At 69.5% G+C, this 21,509-nt stretch carries 19 protein-coding genes; 15 read left to right on the top strand and 4 right to left on the bottom strand.

The annotated features are described in order from the left end of the window. Nucleotides 1–77: 77 nt before the first annotated feature. From ACFY0U_RS39920 to ACFY0U_RS39895, 6 genes are all read left to right on the top strand, one after another. The gene (locus tag ACFY0U_RS39920; protein ID WP_388644567.1) at nt 78–1,601 is read left to right on the top strand and encodes an FAD-dependent oxidoreductase; all 1,524 of its coding nucleotides are present in this window, start codon (nt 78–80) and stop codon (nt 1,599–1,601) included. A 319-nt stretch (nt 1,602–1,920) separates the two neighbouring features. Continuing rightward, nucleotides 1,921–3,642 carry a cytochrome bc complex cytochrome b subunit gene (locus ACFY0U_RS39915; RefSeq protein ID WP_388644565.1) on the top strand — a complete coding sequence of 574 codons (1,722 nt, stop codon included), beginning with the start codon at nt 1,921–1,923 and terminating at the stop codon, nt 3,640–3,642. A 132-nt stretch (nt 3,643–3,774) separates the two neighbouring features. After that, nucleotides 3,775–4,131 carry a DUF3099 domain-containing protein gene (locus ACFY0U_RS39910; RefSeq protein WP_388644562.1) on the top strand — a complete coding sequence of 119 codons (357 nt, stop codon included), beginning with the start codon at nt 3,775–3,777 and terminating at the stop codon, nt 4,129–4,131. A gap of 203 nt (nt 4,132–4,334) precedes the next feature. Next, on the top strand, nt 4,335–5,000 hold the full coding sequence (locus ACFY0U_RS39905; RefSeq protein WP_388644560.1) for a DUF4097 family beta strand repeat-containing protein: 666 nt from the start codon (nt 4,335–4,337) through the stop codon (nt 4,998–5,000). A 28-nt stretch (nt 5,001–5,028) separates the two neighbouring features. After that, nucleotides 5,029–5,976: an ATP-binding cassette domain-containing protein gene (locus ACFY0U_RS39900; protein ID WP_388644557.1), complete on the top strand. Its 948-nt coding sequence runs from the start codon at nt 5,029–5,031 to the stop codon at nt 5,974–5,976. After that, nucleotides 5,973–6,749 carry an ABC transporter permease gene (locus ACFY0U_RS39895; RefSeq protein ID WP_388644554.1) on the top strand — a complete coding sequence of 259 codons (777 nt, stop codon included), beginning with the start codon at nt 5,973–5,975 and terminating at the stop codon, nt 6,747–6,749. The genes ACFY0U_RS39900 and ACFY0U_RS39895 overlap by 4 nt, the downstream gene beginning before the upstream one ends. Nucleotides 6,750–6,873: 124 nt before the next feature. Here the strand turns inward: ACFY0U_RS39895 and ACFY0U_RS39890 are convergent, their stop codons facing one another. Then, nucleotides 6,874–8,193, bottom strand: coding sequence for a multidrug effflux MFS transporter (locus tag ACFY0U_RS39890; RefSeq protein ID WP_388644551.1), 1,320 nt, complete (start codon nt 8,191–8,193; stop codon nt 6,874–6,876). 449 nt (nt 8,194–8,642) lie between these two features. Between ACFY0U_RS39890 and ACFY0U_RS39885 the strand changes: the two genes are divergently transcribed. The 9 genes from ACFY0U_RS39885 to ACFY0U_RS39845 all read left to right on the top strand — a co-directional run bounded on the left by ACFY0U_RS39885 (nt 8,643) and on the right by ACFY0U_RS39845 (nt 17,979). Next, nucleotides 8,643–9,710, top strand: coding sequence for a type III polyketide synthase (locus ACFY0U_RS39885; protein ID WP_388644549.1), 1,068 nt, complete (start codon nt 8,643–8,645; stop codon nt 9,708–9,710). A gap of 66 nt (nt 9,711–9,776) precedes the next feature. Next, on the top strand, nt 9,777–10,331 hold the full coding sequence (locus ACFY0U_RS39880; RefSeq protein WP_388644546.1) for a cupin domain-containing protein: 555 nt from the start codon (nt 9,777–9,779) through the stop codon (nt 10,329–10,331). A 15-nt stretch (nt 10,332–10,346) separates the two neighbouring features. Beyond that, entirely contained in the window at nt 10,347–11,504 is a 1,158-nt protein-coding gene (locus ACFY0U_RS39875; RefSeq protein ID WP_388644692.1) for a DegT/DnrJ/EryC1/StrS family aminotransferase, read from the top strand. After that, nucleotides 11,501–12,496, top strand: coding sequence for a class I SAM-dependent methyltransferase (locus ACFY0U_RS39870; protein ID WP_388644544.1), 996 nt, complete (start codon nt 11,501–11,503; stop codon nt 12,494–12,496). Before ACFY0U_RS39875 ends, ACFY0U_RS39870 begins: the two co-directional genes overlap by 4 nt. 42 nt (nt 12,497–12,538) lie before the next feature. Further along, nucleotides 12,539–13,438, top strand: coding sequence for an aromatic prenyltransferase (locus ACFY0U_RS39865; RefSeq protein WP_388644541.1), 900 nt, complete (start codon nt 12,539–12,541; stop codon nt 13,436–13,438). Between the two features lie 28 nt (nt 13,439–13,466). After that, the gene (locus tag ACFY0U_RS39860; protein WP_388644538.1) at nt 13,467–13,841 is read left to right on the top strand and encodes a DoxX family protein; all 375 of its coding nucleotides are present in this window, start codon (nt 13,467–13,469) and stop codon (nt 13,839–13,841) included. Between the two features lie 80 nt (nt 13,842–13,921). After that, complete coding sequence (locus ACFY0U_RS39855; protein ID WP_388644535.1) at nt 13,922–15,505, top strand: class I adenylate-forming enzyme family protein; 1,584 nt, start codon at nt 13,922–13,924, stop codon at nt 15,503–15,505. Continuing rightward, entirely contained in the window at nt 15,502–16,572 is a 1,071-nt protein-coding gene (locus tag ACFY0U_RS39850; RefSeq protein WP_388644532.1) for a methyltransferase, read from the top strand. The genes ACFY0U_RS39855 and ACFY0U_RS39850 overlap by 4 nt, the downstream gene beginning before the upstream one ends. A gap of 258 nt (nt 16,573–16,830) precedes the next feature. After that, nucleotides 16,831–17,979 (top strand): BTAD domain-containing putative transcriptional regulator, encoded by a 1,149-nt coding sequence (locus tag ACFY0U_RS39845; protein WP_388644530.1) that lies wholly within the window; start codon nt 16,831–16,833, stop codon nt 17,977–17,979. Between the two features lie 82 nt (nt 17,980–18,061). Here the strand turns inward: ACFY0U_RS39845 and ACFY0U_RS39840 are convergent, their stop codons facing one another. The 3 genes from ACFY0U_RS39840 to ACFY0U_RS39830 form a co-directional block, all read right to left on the bottom strand. Then, nucleotides 18,062–19,582, bottom strand: coding sequence for a DHA2 family efflux MFS transporter permease subunit (locus ACFY0U_RS39840; RefSeq protein ID WP_388644527.1), 1,521 nt, complete (start codon nt 19,580–19,582; stop codon nt 18,062–18,064). Nucleotides 19,583–19,673: 91 nt separating this feature from the next. Beyond that, entirely contained in the window at nt 19,674–20,141 is a 468-nt protein-coding gene (locus ACFY0U_RS39835; protein WP_388644524.1) for a hypothetical protein, read from the bottom strand. A 228-nt stretch (nt 20,142–20,369) separates the two neighbouring features. Further along, complete coding sequence (locus tag ACFY0U_RS39830) at nt 20,370–21,281, bottom strand: aromatic prenyltransferase (protein ID WP_388644522.1); 912 nt, start codon at nt 21,279–21,281, stop codon at nt 20,370–20,372. Nucleotides 21,282–21,509: the final 228 nt, after the last annotated feature.

Genomic DNA, 21,509 nt, shown 5'->3' with positions numbered 1-21,509 from the left:
AGGCGGTGTCGAGGCAGGTCTCGCGGGCCGTCCTGCGGCGCATGATGCAAGCACAACGCACTGGGGAGGCGGCCGAGTTGAGTCTGGACGCACGTGTGGTGGCAAGGGGCGGCGGCCATGGGCACGCCCTGGTGATCGGCTCCGGTTTCGCCGGGCTGACCGTGGCGCGGGCGCTGGCGGGGTTCATGGACCGGGTGACCGTGATCGAGCGCGACTGGCTGCCCCGTGGCGCCGGCCGCCGTCGCGGTGTGCCCCAGGCGCGCCACACCCACAGCCTGATGACCGCCGCCCACCAGGGCCTGGAGCGGCTGTTTCCCGGCATCCGCCGGGACCTTCTGCGCGCCGGAGCGGTCCACATCCGTATGCCCGAGGACATGCTGCTGCTCGGCCCGGCCGGCTGGCTGCCCCGCGTTCCGACGGACCGGTCGATGCTCAGCGCCGGCCGTGACCTCCTCGACGCGGTGATACGGGACCGGCTGCGCGCCGACCCCAAGGTGACCTTCCTCCAGGAACACGAGGTCGTCGCCCTGGAGCCCGGCCCCCAGGACACCGTCACCGGCGTCTGGGCACGCGGCCGCAACCGCATGGAGCCCGACGGCTGGAACCCCGAACGGCTCATCCCGGCCGAGTTCGTGGTGGACGCCTCCGGACGCGGCTCCCAGGCCCCCCGGTGGCTCGCCGAGCTCGGCTACGAGCCGCCCGGGGAGTCCGTCGCCGACTTCGGGACGTCGTACGCCACCACCCTGTACGCGCCGCCCGTCGGCCATGTCGCCGACTTCAAGAGCCTGTTCGTGATGGCCGCGCCCGGCGATCCGCGCCAGGCCGTGCTCAACCCGGTGGAGGGCGGCCGCTGGTCGGTGACGATCGCCGTCGGCGACGGCACCCTCGCGCCCACCGACCACGCCGAACTGCTGCGGGCCGCCGGCGCCCTGCGCCACCCGCTGCTGCGCGACCTCATCGAGACGGCCACCCCGCTCGGCCCCGTCTACACCCGCGGCCGCACCGACAGCCGGCTGCGCCATTACGACAAGCTGCGCCGCTGGCCCGACCAGTTCCTCGTCGTCGGTGACGCCCTCGCCGCCGTCGACCCGGTGCACGGCCACGGCATGACGCTCGCCGTGCAGTGCGCCCTGGCCCTGGACCATCTGCTCGCCGCCCACGGCACCGCGGTCGGCATCAGCCACCGGCTGCGCCGGGCCCTGGCCCACCAGGTCGCCCCCGCCTGGCGGTCGAGCACCCGAGTCCCGGGCCCGGCGTCCGGAGTGCGGGACCGGCTCGCCACGCGGTACGCGTCGCGGATCGCGGCCGCCGCGACCACCGACCCGCACGCTGCGGCCCTCCTGCTCCACCGGCACGAGAGCGGCGACCCGCCCGCCGTGCTGCGGCCGCGCGCCCTGCGGGCCGCCCTGACGCCCCGGCGCGAGGCCGTCACCGCGCCGCCCAGCGTCACCCACGGACCGGAGGCCCGCAGGCGCAGGCCCGCCGCACCGGCGGCGCCCGCCATCGGAGTCTCCGGCGGCTCCACCGCCCGGCCCCGGCCCACCGGCTCCTCGGCCCACTGGCCCGCCGCGACACCGGCCGGCGAACGGCGACGACCGTGAGCGCCCGGTGTCCGGGACCCTCGCCGCTTTTCGGCCGCCTGGCGCGTAATACGCCGTCGCGGCCGAAATCGTACGGACATACGCTCGAGGTCATGACAGGAGTGGATCAACTGACCGACAGCGAAGCCCACTTGTGTTCCGACGTCCCACAACTCGCTCAAGGAACACTTGAGTTCAGACTTGAGTATCACTTGAGCGCGGTTGTTCTGTTTGCTGACGCGTGGATAGCGTTTCACCCGCTCCAGGGCACCGGCCGGCTTGCGCCGCGGCAGGCCACCTTGCCTGTGACGGCCGAGCGGCGAGGGGAGGGCGCGCGGGTATGAGCACGACCGAAAGGGCGCCACAGAGTGCGCGCACCATACCGTCCAAGGGCGAGCGCGTGGCCGACTGGGCGGACGGACGCCTCGGGATCTACAACTTCCGGTTTCTGATCCGCAAGGTCTTTCCCGACCACTGGTCGTTCATGTTCGGCGAGATCGCCCTCTACAGCTTCATCGTGCTGATCCTCACGGGTCTGTGGCTCACCATGTTCTTCGACCCGAGCATGACCGAGACCGTCTACCACGGATCGCACGAACCGCTGCAGGGCATCCCGATGTCCCAGGCCTACGCCTCCACCATCAGGATCAGCTTCGATGTGCGCGGCGGCCTGTTCATCCGCCAGCTCCACCACTGGTCCGCACTGATCATGATCGGTGCGCTGATGCTGCACACCCTGCGGCACTTCCTGACCGGGTCGTTCCGCAAGCCGCGCGAGGTCAACTGGCTGATCGGCTTCACCCTGCTGGTGCTGGTCACCCTCGAGGGCTTCATCGGGTACTCGCTCCCCGACGACCTGCTCTCCGGCACCGGTCTGCGCATCGCCGAGGGCGTCACGCTCGCCATCCCGGTGGTCGGCACCTATCTGACGCTGTTCCTGTTCGGCGGCGAGTACCCGGGGCACGACATCATCCCGCGGTTCTACAGCTTCCACATCCTGCTGATCCCGGGCATCGTGCTGGCCCTGGTCACCGTCCACCTGATCTACGTCTTCTACCACAAGCACACCCAGTTCAGGGGCCCAGGGCGCACCGAGAAGAACGTCGTCGGCGCCCCGCTGATGCCCAACTACACGGCCAAGGCGGGCGGGTTCTTCTTCCTGGTCTTCGGTGTGCTCGCCTTCATGGCCGGCGTCGCCCAGATCAACCCGGTGTGGACGTACGGGCCCTACCGGTCCGACCAGATCTCCCAGGGCTCCCAGCCCGACTGGTACATGGGCTTCCTCGAAGGCGCCCTGCGGGCCATGCCCGCCTGGGAGTTCGTGCTGCCAGGCGGCTACACCGTCAACATGGGCGTGCTGCTGCCGGCGGTCATCCTGCCCACCGTGCTGATGGCGGTGGTCGCGCTGTGGCCCTTCCTGGAGGCCTGGGCCACCAAGGACAAACGGGAGCACCACCTCCTGGACCGGCCGCGGGAACACCCCACCCGCACGGCGTTCGTGGCGTCGCTCGCCGCCCTGTACCTGGTGCTGTTCTTCGGCGGCGCCAACGACGTCCTGGCCGAGCGCTTCCATCTGTCCCTCAACCAGATCACCTGGGCCGTACGGATCGGCGTCTTCCTGGTGCCCTGGCTGGCGTACGTCGTCACCCGGCGGATCTGCCTCGGCCTCCAGCTGCGGGATCGCGACAAGGTCCTGCACGGCCGCGAGACCGGACGTATCCGCAGGCTGCCGCACGGCGAGTTCGTCGAGGTCCACGAGCGGCTCGACCGCGAGGCCGAGTACACGATCCTCGCCCGTGAGCAGCGCGAGATCCTGCCCGCCCCGGCGGCCGAGGACGCGGACGGCGTGCCCAACCCGGACGCCCACAAGCAGATGCTGCGCCACAAGGTCAGCCGCTGGCTCTACGGCAACCAGATCCCGCAGCCGACCCCCGAAGAGATGCGGCACGCCCTGGAGCACCTCGGCGACTCGCCGAACGGGCACGCCTCCTCCAACGGACACGGGTCGTCCAACGGGCACGCGGGTGCTCTGGAGCGGGAGCCGGACCGGGAAGCGCACTGACCCGGGCGCCCGGGCGATCGGGGCGCCAGTAACAACGACCGGGCCGAACGAGACGGCGCGGGTGATCAGGGGACGATCACCCGCGCCGTTCCCGTTCCTCGGCCCGCCGCCCCGACCTCAACGGGAGGCCCGATGAACCGCACGCCCTGGCATCGCGAGAGTCCCCGCGCCGAGTCCATCACCCGCGCCCGCACCGGCCTGAGCCAGGACGTACGGGCCCGCCAGCGCCGCTACATCATCGCGATGCTGATCCGTACCGTGTGCGTGGTCGTGATGGCCCTCACCTGGGACCGCTGGCCTCTCGTCGCCGTCTGCGCGCTGATCGGCGGGGTCGTCATCCCCTACGTCGCCGTGGTCGCCGCCCAGGCCGGCTGGCGCCAACAGCGGGGCCTGCGCGCCGAGTTGGTCCGGCCCGCCGCCGAGCCCGCCCCCCGGGTCGTCCTCGAACCCACGCTGATCCTGCCGCCGGAACGCAACACGACGGGCTGACTCTGGCTGCCCCGCATAGCGTTCACTGGCATTCCATTGCAACGAGCGGGTGAGTGTCGTTGCGTTAATTGCGAGAGTCACTGCAACGATTTCCCTCAACTGACCTGCATCTATAGCATTTTTGCGCAACGAACTTGTTGCTCGATCTGTGAATGCAACGTAGCTTTTCCTTCATCGGAAACAGCGATTCACAGGAGAGCATCATGCAGAAGTTCACCACCCCCGCCGCCGTCACCGCCGTCCTCGACATCCCCGCCGGACGCATCCAGCTGATCGCCGCCGACCGCACCGACACCACGGTCGAGGTCCGGCCCGCCGGCCCCGCCAAGAGCCGGGACGTCAAGGCCGCCGAGCGGACCGAAGTCACCTACACCGACGGCGTCCTGCGCATCCAGGCCCCCGAGGCCGACAACCAGCTCTTCGGCCCCTCCGGCACCGTCGAGGTCACCGTCCAGCTGCCCGCCGGCTCCCGCGTCCAGGTGACATCGGCCTGCGGCGAGGTGCGGGGCGTCGGACGGTTCGGCGATGTCGCCGTCGACAGCGCGCAGGGCCCGCTCAAGTTCGACGAGACCGCGAACGCCCGCCTCACCGTCCAGTCCGGCGACATCACGGTCGGCCGCCTGAGCGGGGACGCCGAGATCAGCACCCTGAAGGGCGACCTGAACGTCACCGAGGCCGTCCGCGGCACCCTCACCCTGCGCACCGAACAGGGCGACATCACCGTCGGCGCCGCCCGCGGCACCTCCGCCACCCTCGACGCCGGCACCTCCTACGGCCGTATCGACAACACCCTCCGCAACGCCGGCGACGCCGCCCTGGCCATCCGCGCCACCACCTCCTACGGCGACATCACCGCCCGCAGCCTCTGACCACCGTCCTCGCGAAGGAGCACCCCACATGACCAGCTTGGCCATCGCGGCGCACGGGCTGCGAAAGTCCTACGGCGACAAGACCGTCCTCGACGGCATCGACCTGAGCATCCCCGCCGGTTCGGTGTTCGCGCTGCTCGGGCCGAACGGCGCCGGCAAGACCACCGCCGTGAAGATCCTGTCCACCCTCATCACCGCGGACGGCGGACAGGCCCAGATCGCGGGCCACGACGTCACCACGTCACCGGACGGGGTGCGGGCGGCGATCGGTGTCACCGGGCAGTTCTCCGCCGTCGACGGGCTGATCACCGGCGAGGAGAACATGCTCCTGATGGCGGACCTGCACCACCTGTCCAAGCAGGAGGGACGGCGCGTCACCGCCGAACTCCTGGAACGCTTCGACCTGGTGGAGGCCGCGAAGAAGCCCGCCTCCACCTACTCCGGCGGCATGAAACGCCGCCTCGACATCGCCATGACCCTGGTCGGCAGTCCGCGGATCATCTTCCTCGACGAGCCCACCACCGGCCTCGACCCGCGTTCCCGGCACAACATGTGGCAGATCATCCGGGAGCTGGTCACCGACGGCGTCACCGTCTTCCTCACCACCCAGTACCTGGAGGAGGCCGACCAACTCGCGGACCGTATCGCCGTGTTGAGCGGCGGGAAGATCGTCGCCGAGGGGAGCGCCGAGGAGCTCAAGCGGCTCATCCCCGGCGGGCATGTGCGGCTGCGGTTCACCGACCCGGACGCCTACCGGTCCGCCGCCCGGTCCCTGACCGCGGCCGCCCGCGACGACGAGGCGCTCGCCCTCCAGATACCCAGCGACGGCAGCCAGCGCGAACTGCACGCCATCCTCGACTGGCTCGACGCGGCCGGCATCGAGGCCGACGAGCTCACCGTCCACACCCCCGACCTCGACGACGTGTTCTTCGCCCTGACCGGCGACACCGACAAGCCCAAGGAGTCCGTCCGATGAGCACCCTGTCCCTCGCCGTACGCGACTCGTCCACCATGCTGCGGCGCAACCTCCTGCACGCCCGCCGCTACCCGTCCCTCACCCTGAACCTGCTGCTCACGCCGGTCATGCTCCTGCTGCTGTTCGTCTACATCTTCGGCGACGCGATGAGCGCCGGCGCGGGCCGCTCGGCCTACATCGCCTACATCGTCCCCGGCATCCTGCTGATGACCATCGGCTCCACCACCATCGGCACCGCGGTGTCCGTCTCCACCGACATGAGCGAGGGCATCATCGCCCGCTTCCGCACCATGGCGATCCACCGCGGGTCGGTGCTCATCGGACACGTCGTCGGGAGCGTGCTCCAGTGCGTCGCCGCCGTGGTCCTCGTCGGGGCCGTCGGGGCGGCCATCGGGTTCCGTTCCACGGACGCCACCGTCCTGGAGTGGCTGGCGGCGTTCGGGCTGCTCGTGCTCTTCGCCCTGGCGCTCACCTGGATCGCCGTCGGCATGGGCCTGGTCAGCCCCAACGCCGAGGCCGCCAGCAACAACGCGATGCCGCTGATCCTGCTGCCCCTCATCTCCAGTGCCTTCGTCCCCGTCGACGGCATGCCGGGCTGGTTCCGGCCCATCGCCGAGTACCAGCCCTTCACCCCCGCCATCGAGACCCTGCGCGGCCTTCTCCTCGGCACCGAGATCGGCCACAACGGCTGGCTCGCCGTCGCCTGGAGCCTGGGCCTCGCGGTCCTCGGCTACTTCTGGGCGGCCGCGAAGTTCAACAGCGACCCGAAGTAACGGCGATGACAGCGCGGGCAGCCCCCCGCACCCACTCGCACCCGCTCGCACCACGAGGCGGCGCACACCGACGGATGCCGGTGTACGCCGCCTCGTTCGTACGCCCTGGACGACCGCGGAGTGCTCAGCGCCGGGGCATCTCCATCGGCCGGTTCCGCCAGGGACGGCATATGAGCAGGAAGCCGGCCAACGCGATCACGGCACTGCTCAGCTGGACCACCGCCAGCGGGGTCGCCGACTCCTTGCCCGCGACCCCGACGAGCCCGGATGCGACCGCTCCCATGAAGAAGCACGACGTACCGACCAGCGCGGACGCCGAACCCGCCGCGTGCGGGGTGCGCATCAGGGCCAGGGCGCTGGTGTTGGGCAGGATCAGGCCCAGCGAGGAGATCATCACGAACAGACAGGCGGCGATCCCCACCGTGCCCGCCTCACCGAAGACCCCCATCGTCACCAGCAGCAGCGCGAGACCGCCCGCGGCGAGCACCCCGAGCCCGTACCCGAGGACCTTGTCCAGCCGGACCCGGCCCACCAGGAACTTGCCGTTGAACTGGCCGACGGCCAGCAGCCCGAACGAGTTGAGGCCGAACAGCAGCGAGAAGGTCTGCGGGGACGCCCCGTAGATGTCCTGGATCACGAACGGCGAAGCGGCGAGATAGGAGAACAGCGCCCCGTACGCGAAGCCGTTCGTCATCAGATAGCCGGTGAAGACCCGGTCGATGAACAGCCCGCGCATGATCCACAGAGCCCCGCGCACCCCGCCCGTCTGACGCCGCTCGGGCGGCAGGGTCTCCGGCAGCCGACGCCACACCAGCACGGTGAGCGCCACACCGATCGCGGTGAGGACGACGAAGATGCCCCGCCAGTTGGTGAAGTGCAGCACCTGTCCGCCGATCACGGGCGAGATGATCGGGGCCAGGCTCGATATCAGCAGCAGCGTGGAGAAGAACTTGGCCATCGCGAGACCGTCGTAGAGATCTCGTACGACGGCCCTGGCGATGACGACGCCCGCCGACCCCGCGAGCCCCTGGATCACCCGGAAGGCGATCAGCAGCTCCGCGTTGGGGGCGAGCGCGCACATCGCGGCGGCGACGACGTACACCATCAGTCCCGCCAGCAGCGGTCCGCGCCGGCCCCAGCGGTCGCTCATCGGTCCGATCACCAGCTGCCCCAGCGCCATGCCGATCAGACACGCGGTGAGCGTCAACTGGACGGTCGTGGCGGTCGATCCGAGGGAGCGGGTGACCTCCGGCAGGGCCGGGAGGTACATGTCCATCGACATCGGCGGCACCGCGGCGAGGGCACCGAGCAGAAAGGTGACGAAGAGCCCGGTCCTGCGCACCGACCGGTCGCTGCCGGCGGCTGATCCTCTGCCCTTCGCCGGGGACCGCAGCCCTGGGAATCGCCTGCCTTTGGCGGTGGCTTCCTCGGCTTGCTGAGACATGCGCCCTCCGCGTCAGGTCGTTTCGTGGCTACGGCCGATGCTCGCAGCAGACCGCTACAGAAACGGCAGCGCGCGGGTTGCGTCTGAGGTGAGGCGATACTCCGGCAAGGCTGTTGATGTGTCGAAGTCGAGACTCGTCAGTGCGCTGCTCGAGTTTCCCTCGGTCTCGCTCGGAACGCTTTGGGTCGGCCTTGGCGCGGGGAGTTCGACCGTGTCACTATTCCTGCACGCCTTCCCTGCCCAAAATCATTTCGGGGGCGGGGGATTGAGCATGTGTCCACTGGTTCTGTACCGGTGAGACCGCGTCCGTGCCAGGTACGGCACAGGTTTCCTCTCGCATCGAATCCCCGCGCGCCGCGGTGTTCTCCCGTGCGCTGCGCTCTCTCCGGAAGCTGTGCGCAGATTCTTCAGGTACAGAAGGCAGACTCTAGAGAAAGTAGAGCCCAGATATGCCCAGGCTATGCAAGCCCGCAGTGAGCGCGCCGGAACACATCATCACGATCGACGAGACCCTCGAGTTCGCTGCGAAAGCCCACGCGGGAAAGCCGCAGCTTCCTTTGGCGCTCCGGCTGATCAAGAACACCGGAGTGCTGAAGCGGCATATCGTCCAGCCCATCGAACAGACCCTCGGGCACCCGGGCCTCACCGAGCGCAACCGCATCTACGAGGCCGAGTCGAAGAAGCTGACCCCGCCGGTCATCGAAGAGGCCCTGCGCAACGCCGACGTGGCCGCCCGTGACATCGACGCCATCATCTACGTGTCGTGCACCGGTTTCAGCATGCCGTCGCTGACCGCGTGGCTCATCAACCACCTCGGGTTCCGCTCCGACACCCGCCAGATACCCATCGCCCAGCTCGGCTGCGCGGCGGGCGGCGCGGCCGTCAACCGGGCCCACGACTTCTGCCTGGCCCACCCCGGCAGCAACGTCCTGATCGTCTCCTGCGAGCTGTGCTCGCTGTGCTACCAGCCCGACGCGGACGACATCGGCTCGCTGCTGTCCGACGGGCTGTTCGGCGACGCGGTCGCGGCCGCCGTGGTCCGCGGCAACGGCGGGGTCGGCATCGAGCTGGAGCGCAACGCCTCCTACCTCATCCCGCACACCGAGGACTGGATCTCCTACGCGGTCAAGGACACCGGCTTCCACTTCCAGCTGGACCGCCGCGTGCCGGGCACCATGGAGCCGCTCGCGCCGGTGCTGCGCGAGTTCGCCAAGGACCACAGCTGGGACGCCGGCAAGCTCGACTTCTACATCGTCCACGCCGGCGGTCCGCGCATCCTCGACGACCTCGCGAAGTTCCTGGAGGTCGACCGCATGGTGTTCCGTCACAGCTGGTCGACGCTGACCGAGTACGGCAACATCGCCAGCGCCGTCGTCTTCGACGCGGCCCGCAGGCTCTTCGAGGAGGACACCCCCCTCCAGGACGCCACCGGTCTGATCGCGGGCTTCGGCCCCGGTATCACCGCCGAGATGGCGCTGGGCCGCTGGAGCGTCGACGGTCCGCGAGAGCTGGACTGAGCTCCGACGGGGCGCACCGGAACCTCACTCAAGTGAAACTCTGCGCGGACAAAGGAAGCTGACCACATGACTGGCCTCATCCTCCCGCCCGGTCAGGGGCGAAAGCTGATCACCAAGGCGCAGGAAGTGACCTTCAAGGCCACGCAGGAGCACGGCTCCTCCATATCGATCTTCGAGGTGGTCGTACCGCCCGGATTCGATGTGGGGGCGCATGTCCACAGCGATGCGCAGGAGTTCTTCTACGTTCTTGAGGGGGAGCTCCAGCTCCTGGCTTTCGAGCCGACCCAGCGCACCGAACAGGACTGGCACGAATGGGAATCGCCCGACGGCGACAAGGTCGTCCGGGCCACCGAGGGTGCCTCCATGTTCGTACCGCCGGGAACTCCGCACGCCTTCAGGAATGCCTCCGACAAACCGGCGCGCATGCTGTTCCAGTGCTACCCGTCACCTATTCACGAGCTGTACTTCGAGGAGATCGCGGAGATCTGGGAGGCCGGCGGGATCAACCCCGGGGCCATCGACGAGATGCGCAAGCGTTATGACGTCAGCCAAATCACCCCGCAGCGTTTCGAACCGCCGGTCCTTCTCGATTCCCAGTCCTCCGAATCGCGCGGAGCGTAGACACAGATGAGCGACATCGACAAGATCCCCCTGGTTTTCGCGAGCCTGGGGGAGCAGGAACTGGCGGCGGTCGCCGAGGTGTTCGCCTCGGGCTGGCCGGCCGGCCAAGGACCGAAGGGCAAGGCCCTCGAGGCACAGCTGAAGGAACGGTACGGGGCCGGCGACGCGGTGGCGATGAGCAACTGCGGCGCCGCCCTGCACGCGGCGATGCTCGCGTTCGGCGTCAAGCCGGGCGACGAGGTCATCGTCGCCGACTACACGTTCCCGGCACCCGCCCACGCGGTGTGCTACGTCGGCGGGACCCCTGTCTTCGCCGACGTACGGCCCGACACCGGCACCGTCGACCCCGAGGCGGTCGCCGCCCTGGTCACCGAGCGGACCGTGGGCATCATCGCCGTCGACGTCGTCGGACTGCCCGCCGACTACACGGAGTTGCAGGCCATCGCCGACCGGCACGGCCTGTTCCTCGTCGAGGACGCCGCCTGCGGTGTCGGCGGCACCTACCAGGGGCGCGAGGCGGGCTCGCTGGCCGAGGTGGCCTGTCTGTCCTTCCACGGACGCAAGGGCGCCACCAGCGGCGAGGGCGGCGCCCTCATCGCCACCGACCCGGCCATCGGCGCGAAGGTGCGCCAGCTGTCGTCGTTCGGCATCGGCAGCATCTTCGACATGGGCCAGGTCATCGGCCTGCCGATCCCCGAGTTCACCGAGATCGGCTACAACTTCAAGCTGTCCGACATCGCCGCGGCGATCCTGGGCGTGCAGCTCGGCCGTATCGAGGAACTGATGGCGCGGCGCAACGCCGTCGCCGCCCGCTACGCCGAACTCTTCGCCGACGAGGAGCTGCTGACGGTGCCGCACGTGCCGTCGGACCGCACCCACTCCTGGCAGTCCTACCTGGTGACCCTGGACCCGAGCGTGGACCGCGGGGCCGTCGCCACCGAGCTGCGCCGCCAGGGCATCGGCACCCTGCACGGCACCTGGGCCAGCCATGTGCAGCCCGCCTTCGACTCCAAGCAGGTGTGCCCGGTCTCGGCGGACCTCTTCCAGCGCAACCTCGGCATACCCATGCACGCCGAGCTGACCATGAGCCAGGTCGAGCGGGTCTCCGAGGTCCTGCGCAGCGCGCTGCGCACCCACGCGACGCCCACCCGAACCCTGAAGGGAGCGGCATGACGAACAACCAGCCTGCACCGGACGGTGTGATGAGGCTGATCAACGGCTACTGGAACACCGGCGTCATCGGCGCCGCGGCCACCCACTCCGTCTTCACGCATCTGGAGAACGGCGCGGGCACGGCCGCGGAGGTGGCGGCCCGGGCCGAGATATCCGAGCGGGGCGCGCAGAGCCTGCTCGACGGCCTGGTCAGCGTGGAGCTGGTGGTGCTCCAGGACGGGCGCTACCGCAACACCCCCGAGGCGTCCGCCTTCCTGGTGGAGGGCAAACCCGCCTCCCTGGCCGGCTTCGCCAAGCTGAAGCTCCAGCACACCGGCAGCCTCACCGACCTGCCGGAGGTCGTGCGCATCGGCGGTCCGCTGGCCGGCGGCGAGACCGAGGTGGCCGACAACCCGCACTGGGAGGGCATCGTCCCGGCCATCGCCGCGGTGTCGGTTCCCGCCGCCGACGCCGGTGTCGAGGCGCTCGGCATCGCCGACGCCGGTGAGATCTCCATCCTCGACGTGGGCGGCGGCTCGGGCATCTACTCGTCGATCTGGCTGAACGCCAACCCGGCGGCCCGCGCCACCCAGCTCGACTGGGAGCCGATCAACGCGATCGCCCGCCGGCTGGTGGGGGAGCAGGGTGTCGGCGACCGTTTCACCACCCTCGACGGTGACTTCCACACCACCGACTTCGGCACCGGGCTGTACGACATCGCCGTGTACTCCCACATCGCCCACCAGGAGAACGCCGAGAGCAACATCGAGGTCTTCACCCGCCTGCGCAAGTCCCTCAAGCCCGGCGGTGCGCTGGTGGTCGCCGACTACGTCGTCGACGACGACCGCTCCGCACCGGCGTTCCCGCTGCTGTTCGCCCTGGAGATGCTCCTCAAGAGCAACGACGGCGGCACCTGGCGGCGCTCCGACTACCGCGACTGGCTGGTCAAGGCGGGCTTCGAGGACGTCTCGTTCCACGCCGCGCCGCCCGCCACGATGGTCATCGCCCGCTAGCGGAAGGCCAGTTCGCCGTGCCAACAACCGAACGGTGGGGACATGCGGGACGACGCTGATCCGGCAGATCTCTCGATCATCGAGGAAGTCTCCCGGCTGGTGGGAGTGGAGTGCTCGTCGACGACGGTCAGGTCGATCCTGTCCGCCTACGGCGACACCCTCGCGCAGGCCGTGCTCGCCTTCCGGGTGGCGACCTCGAAGCGCAACGCGGGGGGTCTCGACTGCCGTTTCACCATGCTCCCGCCGGATCTGGATCCCTACGCCGTCGCCTTGTCGCACGGTCTGATCGAGGCGACGGACCATCCCGTCGGCAGTTTGCTGGGGGAGCTCCACGCGGGATTCCCCATCGGGTTCAGCGGTATCGACTTCGGGGTCGTCGGCGGGTTCAAGAAGACCTGGTCCTTCTTCCCGCTCGACGACCTGAAGCCGCTGTCCGAGCTGGTCGCGCTGAAGTCGATGCCGGCCGGCGCGGCCGCCAACCTCGACCTGTTCACCCGGTACGGCGTGGCGGGGAAGGTGAGCCTGGTCGGCATCGACTACCGGCACCGGTCGGTGAACGTGTACTTCGGGGCGGCGCCCGCCTCGGTCTTCAGGCCCGAGGTGCTCACCTCGCTCCTGAAGGAGGCCGGGCTGCCCGCGCCCAGCGAGCGGCTGCTGCGGTTCGCCACCGGCGCGTTCGGCATCTACGCCACCCTGACCTGGGACTCCCCGAAGGTCGAGCGGATCACCATCGCCGCCATGACCGACGACCCGCTGTCCCTGCCGGTGCCCGTCGAGCCGGACATCGCGGACTTCCTGAAGAACGCCCCGTACCGCACCGACGGCCGTCCGTCCGTCTACGCGATCACGGTGGCGCCCGGCGGGGAGTACCACAAGCTCCAGTCGTACTACCGGTGGCGCCCCCAGGTGGAGACCACCCTGCTGGTGCCCGACAGCCGGTAGCGGCCGAACCCGTCGAAGGAAGACCCTGATGAACATTGCCCTGTGGATCGTCGCGGGAGTGCTGGGCGCGGCCTGTGCGGCGGGCGGTGCCCAGAAACTGACCCAGCCCAAGGCGAAGCTGGCCGCCGGCGGCTACGGCTGGGTCGACGACTTCAGCGCGGGCGGCGTCAAGACCATCGGAGCCCTGGAGGTGCTGGCCGGGCTGGGCCTCATCCTGCCCGCCGCGCTCGACATCGCGCCGGTGCTGGTGCCGGTCGCCGCCACCGGCCTGGTGCTGCTGATGATCGGCGCCGCCCTGACCCACCTGCGCCGCCACGAGGCCCAGGCGATCGTGGTGAACGTGGTCCTGCTCGCCGTCGCCGCCTTCGTGGCATGGGGCCGCTTCGGCCCGCACTCCTTCTGAGGCGTCCCCCTCTCCTCGTATCCCGCACGAGCCGGCGACCGCCCGAACGTTCACCGCCCATCGCAAAGGAGACAGCCCAGATGAAGGGCTCCGTGGCCTATCAATCGATAACGAAGCGCGGTCTTCACATCGGCCTGCTGCCGGAGATGGCGGCCGCCGTCAACCCGTCGACCCCGATCAGCCTCGACCACGACCTGGGCGTCCTGCCCGAGGCGGGCCGGCGTCTGACGGTCGCCCAGTACGCCGAGTACGTCGACGACCTGGCGGCCCGGCTGTGGGCGGCCGGGGTCCGCACCGACGAGCGCGTCGTCATCTACAAGACGGCCAACGCCGACCACTGGATGCTCGCCGCCGCCGTCTCCCGTATCGGCGGCATCGTCGTGAACCTGTCGCCGGCGCTGGACCCCACGACCGTGGGCGTCCTGCTGGAGCGGGTCGACCAGCCAACCCTGCTCACCGACGGCGCCAAGCTCGACGTCCTCGCCGACGTGCCCCTCACCGACCTCACCAAGCGGGTCATCACCTCGGCCGACCACCGGCCCGGGTCGATCTCGCTGGCCGAACTCGCCGGCAGCCCCCGGGTCAAGCCCGTCGTGCGGCCCATCGACGAGGCCGCCGTCATCACCCACACCTCCGGCACCACCGGCATTCCCAAGCTGGTCGTGCACACGCCCCGCACCCAGGGCATCCGCCTCGTACCGCAGTGGCGGCTGCTGTCCCTGATGCGCAAGAAGGAGACCGTCGCGATCAACGTGCCCTTCGTGCACTCGCGGATGGTCGCGGCGATGTCCCTGGCACTGCTGAAGGAGTACCCGGTCCTCCTCATGCGCGAGACCGGCCCCGCCGAGGTCGCCGAGCAGTTCGTCAAGCACCGGCCGGCCTTCGTCGAGGCGCTGCCCAACTCCCTGATGGAGTGGGAGGAGCTCGCCGAGGACCCGCGCGCGCCGTTCGGTTCGGTGAAGGTCTTCAGCAGCACCTTCGACGCCATCCACCCCGGCACCATGAGCCGACTGCTCAAGGCGTCCGACCGGCGGGGCGCCCTGTTCTTCCAGATCTACGGGCAGAGCGAGGTCGGTCCGGCCGTCGGCCGCGCCTACTTCCGCCACTCCGCGCACAAGGCGAACGGCCGCTGCGTGGGCTGGGCCATGCCGAACGGTGCCGCGCGGATCCGCGTGGTCAGCCGGGACGGCAACCCTCCCTCCGAGACGAACCCCGGCTCCATCGAGGTCGCCTGGGACGGCATCGCGAAGACCTACTACGGCGAGCAGGACCGCTACGACGCCAACCGCGACGGCGAGTGGTGGCGGACCGGGGACGTCGGCTACCGCACCCGGTTCGGCTGCCTGCACATGCTCGACCGTGAGATCGACATGATCCCCGGGGTGAAGAGCTCCCTGGAGATCGAGGACGTCGTCCTGGGCCAGCTGCACGAGCTGACCGAGCTGGTCGTGGTGCAGGGCCCCAACTCCGAGCCGGTCCCGGTGATCTGCACCGTCGACGACAAGCCGCTGGACCTGGACCGCTGGCGGGTGGCCGTCGCCGAGTTCCCCCAGCTCGCCGACCCCGTACAGATCCCGCAGGCCGAACTGCCCAGGACCGCCACGCTGAAGGTGCAGCGCCTGGCGCTGGCCCGGCGCTTCGAGGAGCAGGGAGTGACGCCGTGACCTCCGAGGCCGTACTCGCCCGGTTCCGGGAGTACATGGTGGGGCCGTCGCGGTTCATGACCCTGCTGTCCGTCTTCGAGCTCGGCATCGTCGACGCGCTGCGTGAGAACCCCGGCCTGACGGCGTACGACCTCGGGGAGCAGGCCGGTGCCAAGCCGGACGCCGTGGAGCAGCTGCTGTTCCTGCTGGTCAAGGAGGGTTTCGTCGCCTACGACGAGCTCTCCGGCGGCTACCGCCTCGACGGCCTCGCCGAGGTCCCCGAGAGCGACCTGAAGCGTGCGCTGGCGTACATGAACCTGATCAAGGTGACGGCGCTGCGGCAGCTGTTCTACCTCACGGAGTCGGTGCGGACCGGCACGGTGGTGGGTCTGAAGGAGCTCTACGGTTCCGAGGGCACCCTGTACGACGCGGTGGCCGATCATCAGGATCTGAACGATTCCTGGCTGAAGTTGATGAACACGGTGACGGCGAACATCGATCCGTGGTTCTTCGCCAACATCGATGTTCCGGCCGGTGCGCGGGTCCTCGACGTCGCCGGGAACACGGGGCTTGGGGCGATCCACACGTTCCGGCACAAGGGGTCCGAGGGTCTGTCGGTGACGACTTTCGATCTGCCGGACAAGGAGTCCAGGGCGCTGGCGAATTTCCGGGCGGAGGGGCTTGAGGAGCATCTGTCGTTCATCGGCGGCAATGTCTTCGACGGGATCCCCGAGGGGTTCGACGTCGTGCTGATCAAGCATTTCCTGGACATGTTCGACGCGGGCAACGTGCTCAGGATCCTTCAGGGGGTCTATGACTCGCTGGAGGTGGGGGGTCTGATCCACATTCTGGTTCCGGTGTATCCGGAGGACATCCGGGAGAGCGACAACTACAACGTCGATTTCTTCCCGGCGTTCTTCCTGGGTGCCGCGATGGGTCAGGGCGGTCCGCAGAAACTGTCGGTGTATCAGAGCCTGTTGGAGCAGGCGGGGTTCAAGGTGACGCAGGCGGTCACCAAGGACGCTTCCGAGGTCCCGCCGGACGTCATCCCCGTCCAGGCGATCCTCTCCGCGACCAAGCTCCCCTGACGGGGCCGCGTGCGGCGGTGCCCTGCGCCATGCGGGGTGCCGCCGTATCGGGGCGGCACAAGCGGACAGGTTCTTCGGGCTTTCCCGCCGCTCCCACCCCCCAGTGTCGGCCGGTCGCCTTGAGTGTGACTGGAGGATCGGTTGGCGCCGACTTGGCGTACGGAACCCCGCCGCCCGGACTCGCGCACAATGACGGGGGAATTGCCTGCCCAGCATCCACGACAGGTGAAATACGCCCGTGGAATGGAGAGTTCAGGGATGGCGGACGAGACGGTCGACGCCGGTATCGCGAACCCCGGCACTTCGGACGCGTGGCGCATCGCGGAACTGGAACGTGAGGTGCGCGAGCTTCGCCGCACCAACAAGGCGCTGCGCAGAAGCGTGGCCAGAGAACGCGCACCCGGTCCCGACAGCACGGCGGCGGTCCGGGCGGCCGCGGCACCCGGGCGAGCGGAGGACGCCCGGTGGCCCGCGCCGTGCCCCAAGGTCGCCTTCCGCGCTCTGGGGCCCATCGAGGCCGTCGTCGGTGACCGCCTCGTCGACCTGGGCGCACCCAAACAGCGCGCCCTGCTCGCGCTGCTGGTCAGCAGGGTGGGCCGGGCGGTGGCCTTCGACGTGATCTTCGAGGAGTTGTGGACCGGGCACCCTCCGCCTTCGGCCGCCTCCTCGCTCCAGGCGTACGTCGCCAACCTGCGACGGGTGCTGGAGCCCGGCCGCGCGCCCCGCACCCAGCCGACGGTGCTGCGCACCTACGGACGCGGATACCTGCTCGACAGCCGGGTCGTCGAGGTCGACGTGCACCGGTTCAGCGAGCGGGCCGTCGCCGGCTGGCAGGCCCTGGACCGGGGCGATCCGCAAGTCGCGGTGCACGAGTTCGAGGGCGCGCTGGCGCTGTGGCGCGGATCGGCCTACGCCGAGGTCGCGGACACCGCCTATGCGCGGCCGGACGTGGCACGGCTGGAGGAACTGCGGCTGTCGGCGGTCGAGGGACGCTGCGCGGCCCTGCTCGCGGCCGGCGCCCACGAGATCGCGGTCGCCGAACTGGAGGCCTTCGTCCAGGACCATCCCCTGCGGGAGTACGGCTGCGAACTGCTGGGCCTGGCCCTGTACCGGGCGGGCCGGCAGGCCGACGCGCTGGCGGCGCTGCGCACCAACCAGCGGCGGCTCGCACAGGAGTTGGGGATCGATCCGCGGCCGGCGTTGCAGCTGCTGGAGCAGCAGATCCTCAACCACGCGCCGGCCCTGGACTGGCGCCCGCACCCCAGGGCGGCCATGAAGCCGGCCCGGCGCCCGGTGACGGCCCCGGAGCAGCGCGCACCGCACTGGGGCGCCCGCCGCCAGCCGCCGCATCACGGGGTGCTGCCGCGGGGTGAAGTGCTTCGCTCACCCCTGCCGGCGGAGCTGTAGCCGCCCCCGCGTACAGGACTGCACCCCCCACCGGACCCGGCGGGGGGTGCAGTCCTGTACTGGCCCGGAGGTCAGGTGCCGCTCACACCTTGGAGGCCTCGGGGGCCTTGGCCGCGGGCTCCGCCAGCAGTTCGGCGGCCTCCGCGTGCGCGTCCCGCTTCTCGGCGCTCACCTTGCCGAGCAGGAACAGGGCGATCAGACCCGCGGCGGCCAGGACACCCGCGGCGACGTACAGCGCCAGCGCGAACCCGTCGGAGGCGACCGCCAGCGGGTTGCCGTCCGCCGCGTGGTCGTCGATGTACCGCAGGGCGAAGGGCACCAGCGTCGCGAGGCCGAGCGCCGCGCCGATCTGCTGCATCGAGGTCTGCACACCGGAGGCCAGACCCGCGTCCTGACCGGTGACCTCGTGCAGCCCGCCGTTGATCAGCACGGGGAAGCCCATGCCGTTGAACAGCGCGAACACGACCAGACCGGGCATGACCCCGCCGACGTAACTGGCGTCCGGGGAGAAGCCGTTGGCGGCGATGAACTGACCCAGCGCCGAGCCGAAGAACGCGATGACCACGATGGGCTTGACGCCGATACGGGGCATCAGCGCGGTGGACACACCCATGCCCAGGCCCGTCGCGACGGTGAGCGGAATGTAGGCCAGACCCGTCTCCATCGGCGAGTAGTGCAGCACCTGCTGGAGGTACAGGGTGGCCACGAACGCGTACGTGTAGAACGACGCGAACGACATCATGCTCACGACGTTGCTCGTCACACGCGTGCGGTTCTTGAAGAACCGCAGCGGGATCATCGGTTCGGGCACCCGCGACTCCCACACGGCCGTGAAGACCAGCGCGGCGATACCGGCGAGCAGCGGCAGCAGCACGTGCGAGGAGCCCCACGAGTCCTCGGCGGCCTCCAGCAGGCCGTACACCACGGCCACCAGACCACCGGTCGCCGCGACCGCTCCGACCAGGTCCAGGCCCTGGCCCTCACGGCGGGCCATCCGGCTCTCCGGCATCAGACGCGGAATCACCAGCAGCGCCAGCACCACGATCGGGATGTTGATGTAGAAGACCCAGCGCCAGTCGATGAAGTCGGTCACCAGACCACCGACGACCGAGCCGACCGCACCGCCGAGCGCCGCCAGTCCGCCCCAGATGCCCAGGGCCTTCGCCCGCTCCTTGGAGTCGGTGAACAGCACGGCGATGAGACCGAGCGCGGCCGGTGCCGCGAGCGCCTCGCCGAATCCCTGGAGGAACCGGCCGGCGACCAGCAGACCCGGGGTGTTCGCGGCGCCGCACATGATCGAGGAGACGCCGAACAGCAGGACGCCCGCCACGAAGACCCTGCGGCGGCCGAGCAGGTCGGCGATACGACCGCCCAGCAGCAGGAATCCGGCGGCCATCAGCAGATAGCCGTTGACCACCCAGGCGAGACCCTCGGTGGAGAAACCGAGGTCGGACTGGATGTTGGGGAGCGCGATGTTCACCACGGTGACGTCCAGCATGAGCATGAACTGCACGGCGGTGAGGACGGCCAGCGCTTTCCAGCGCCGGGGGTCACCACTGTTGTGGTCGCCGGCCTGGTCTCGTGAAATGTCTAAGGTACTCATGACGTTGGTGGTCCTCCCAGTGATCCGGGGCCGGACGGTTCCTTCCGCTGGTTCTTGCGACGGCCGGTGCCGGGACCGGCCGGTGGGTGCGCTAGCCGATGATGTAGCGCTCGACCGTGGGCGTGAGGAGCTCGACGATCTCCTCCACCGACGCCGACGCGATCGGCTCCACACCCAGGACGTAGCGCCACAGGAACACGCCCCAGAGCTGCGCGGCCGACGCGTTGATGTTGATCGCCTTGATGCTGAGCTTGCCCGCGAGCTCGTCGATGCTCAGCGGGTCCTCGTCGAGGGCCACGCCCGCCTGCGCGAAGACCTGCGCGGAGAAGAGGATGCGCATCGGCTCCGCGCCCTCCTTGCTGGCGGTCGCGATCCGCACGGCCTGGAGGAGCTGCGGCTGCCACTCGGGGTCCTCGAAGAACTCCAGGGTGTTGCGGACGATGTTCTCGGCGAGCTTCTCGCGCGGCCCGTTGTACGCCGCCGCGCCGGCCTTCGCGAATGCCTGTCCGTACGCGGTGATGATGGCCGATGCTGCTTCCACTTCAGCTGCTGTGGACATGTGTTGACCCTCCAGGTGACAACCTTGGCTTTTCGCCGGAATGGTCGCCCATCCCGCTTGCCGCCGACTTGCCAGGCGCTTGGTGCGGACTTGGCGCCTGCTGAAATACGGACCGGAAAATCGAGGCTCGATCCCGGGAAAGGCCCGAGCCGAGGCATGACCTTTCCGTGACCCGCTAGAGCTCCACTACAGAGCGGGTGGACCGACCCCGCCGAACACGGGGACGGTTTATGCCGCGCTGTCCTCCCGGCTGGCCGCAAAGGCGGCGTTCGACGACTCCTGCGCCTTCTGGTAATAGGCGGCGAGCTTGTAGTACGCCTCGCCGGACGAGGTCAGCGCGACGGCGGAGACGAACTCGCGGCCGCCGGCGTACACATGGGGCACCTCGCGGGCGAAGTTGTCGATGTCCGGATCGAAGGGCGCGGGCAGCTCCCCCGGGTTCTGGGTCTTCACGGAGAAGCAGATGCGCTCGACCGTCGAGGAGTCCCAGTTGAAGGTGGGGTACACGGAGAACGAGCGCGCGACGAACTCCGCGACCCGGGCGTCCGGCTCCGGGAACCCGAACGCGCGCAGCAGCGCGAGCTTGGTCTCCGTGGCGACCGACTGCACGGCGAAGTACACGTTCAGCGTGCGCTTGGGGTAGTTGACGCCGATGGCCGAGACCTTGTCGTCGAGGCCGAGGCCCGTCAGCGTGCTCTCGTGCTCGGCGAGGCAGGGCGGCATGGACGGGATGCGGGCGAACTTGTCCAGCGGCGGGAAGTCGTCCAGCGGGAAGAACGCGTAGGACTTCTTGAAGCCGCCGATGATGCCGTACTCGACGCCGTGACTGGCGATGTCCCACCGCGCCTGGATCTCCGTCAGCAGTGAGCCGACGGGGTGGTCGGTCTCCTCGATGAGACCGTGGGCCAGCGCGGTGGTGTAGGGGTCCGCGCCCTTGGGGCTCACCGAGAAGTCGAAGTCGAGCTCTCCTCGGTGACGGTCGCCGGCCGCCATGCTGAAAACGATGTGGGCTGTGGGGAGTTCGTCACCGAACGCCTTCATGGCCGGCGCGACCTGGTCGGGCGAACACGGCACGTCCAGTATTCGGGCCATTTCCTCGACCGCCGAATAGACCTTATCCAATCCAGCGGGTCCTGGCATGAGCTCCTCCAAGGGTCAGCCTGCATATGCGCCACCACCCTCGCCCACCCCGCTTGGCTATGACTTGGCGACCGATCGAGGCGCGAACTCGAGCGCCGGCGGCCGATATCGACAGCGCGACGGGCCGGGTCCGAGCAGTGCTTTTCCCACCCGCCCCCTGCCGTTCCGCTTGGCTTCCGCTCCAACCACGCTCCAGCTCCGCTGCATTCGCACCGCGCACGCTGACGC

It is taken from the genome of Streptomyces sp. NPDC001536 (assembly GCF_042894505.1).
Taxonomy (GTDB): domain Bacteria; phylum Actinomycetota; class Actinomycetes; order Streptomycetales; family Streptomycetaceae; genus Streptomyces.
The sequence above is the reverse complement of the archived record's forward strand: the minus strand, read 5'-3'. Positions and strand labels throughout refer to the sequence as shown.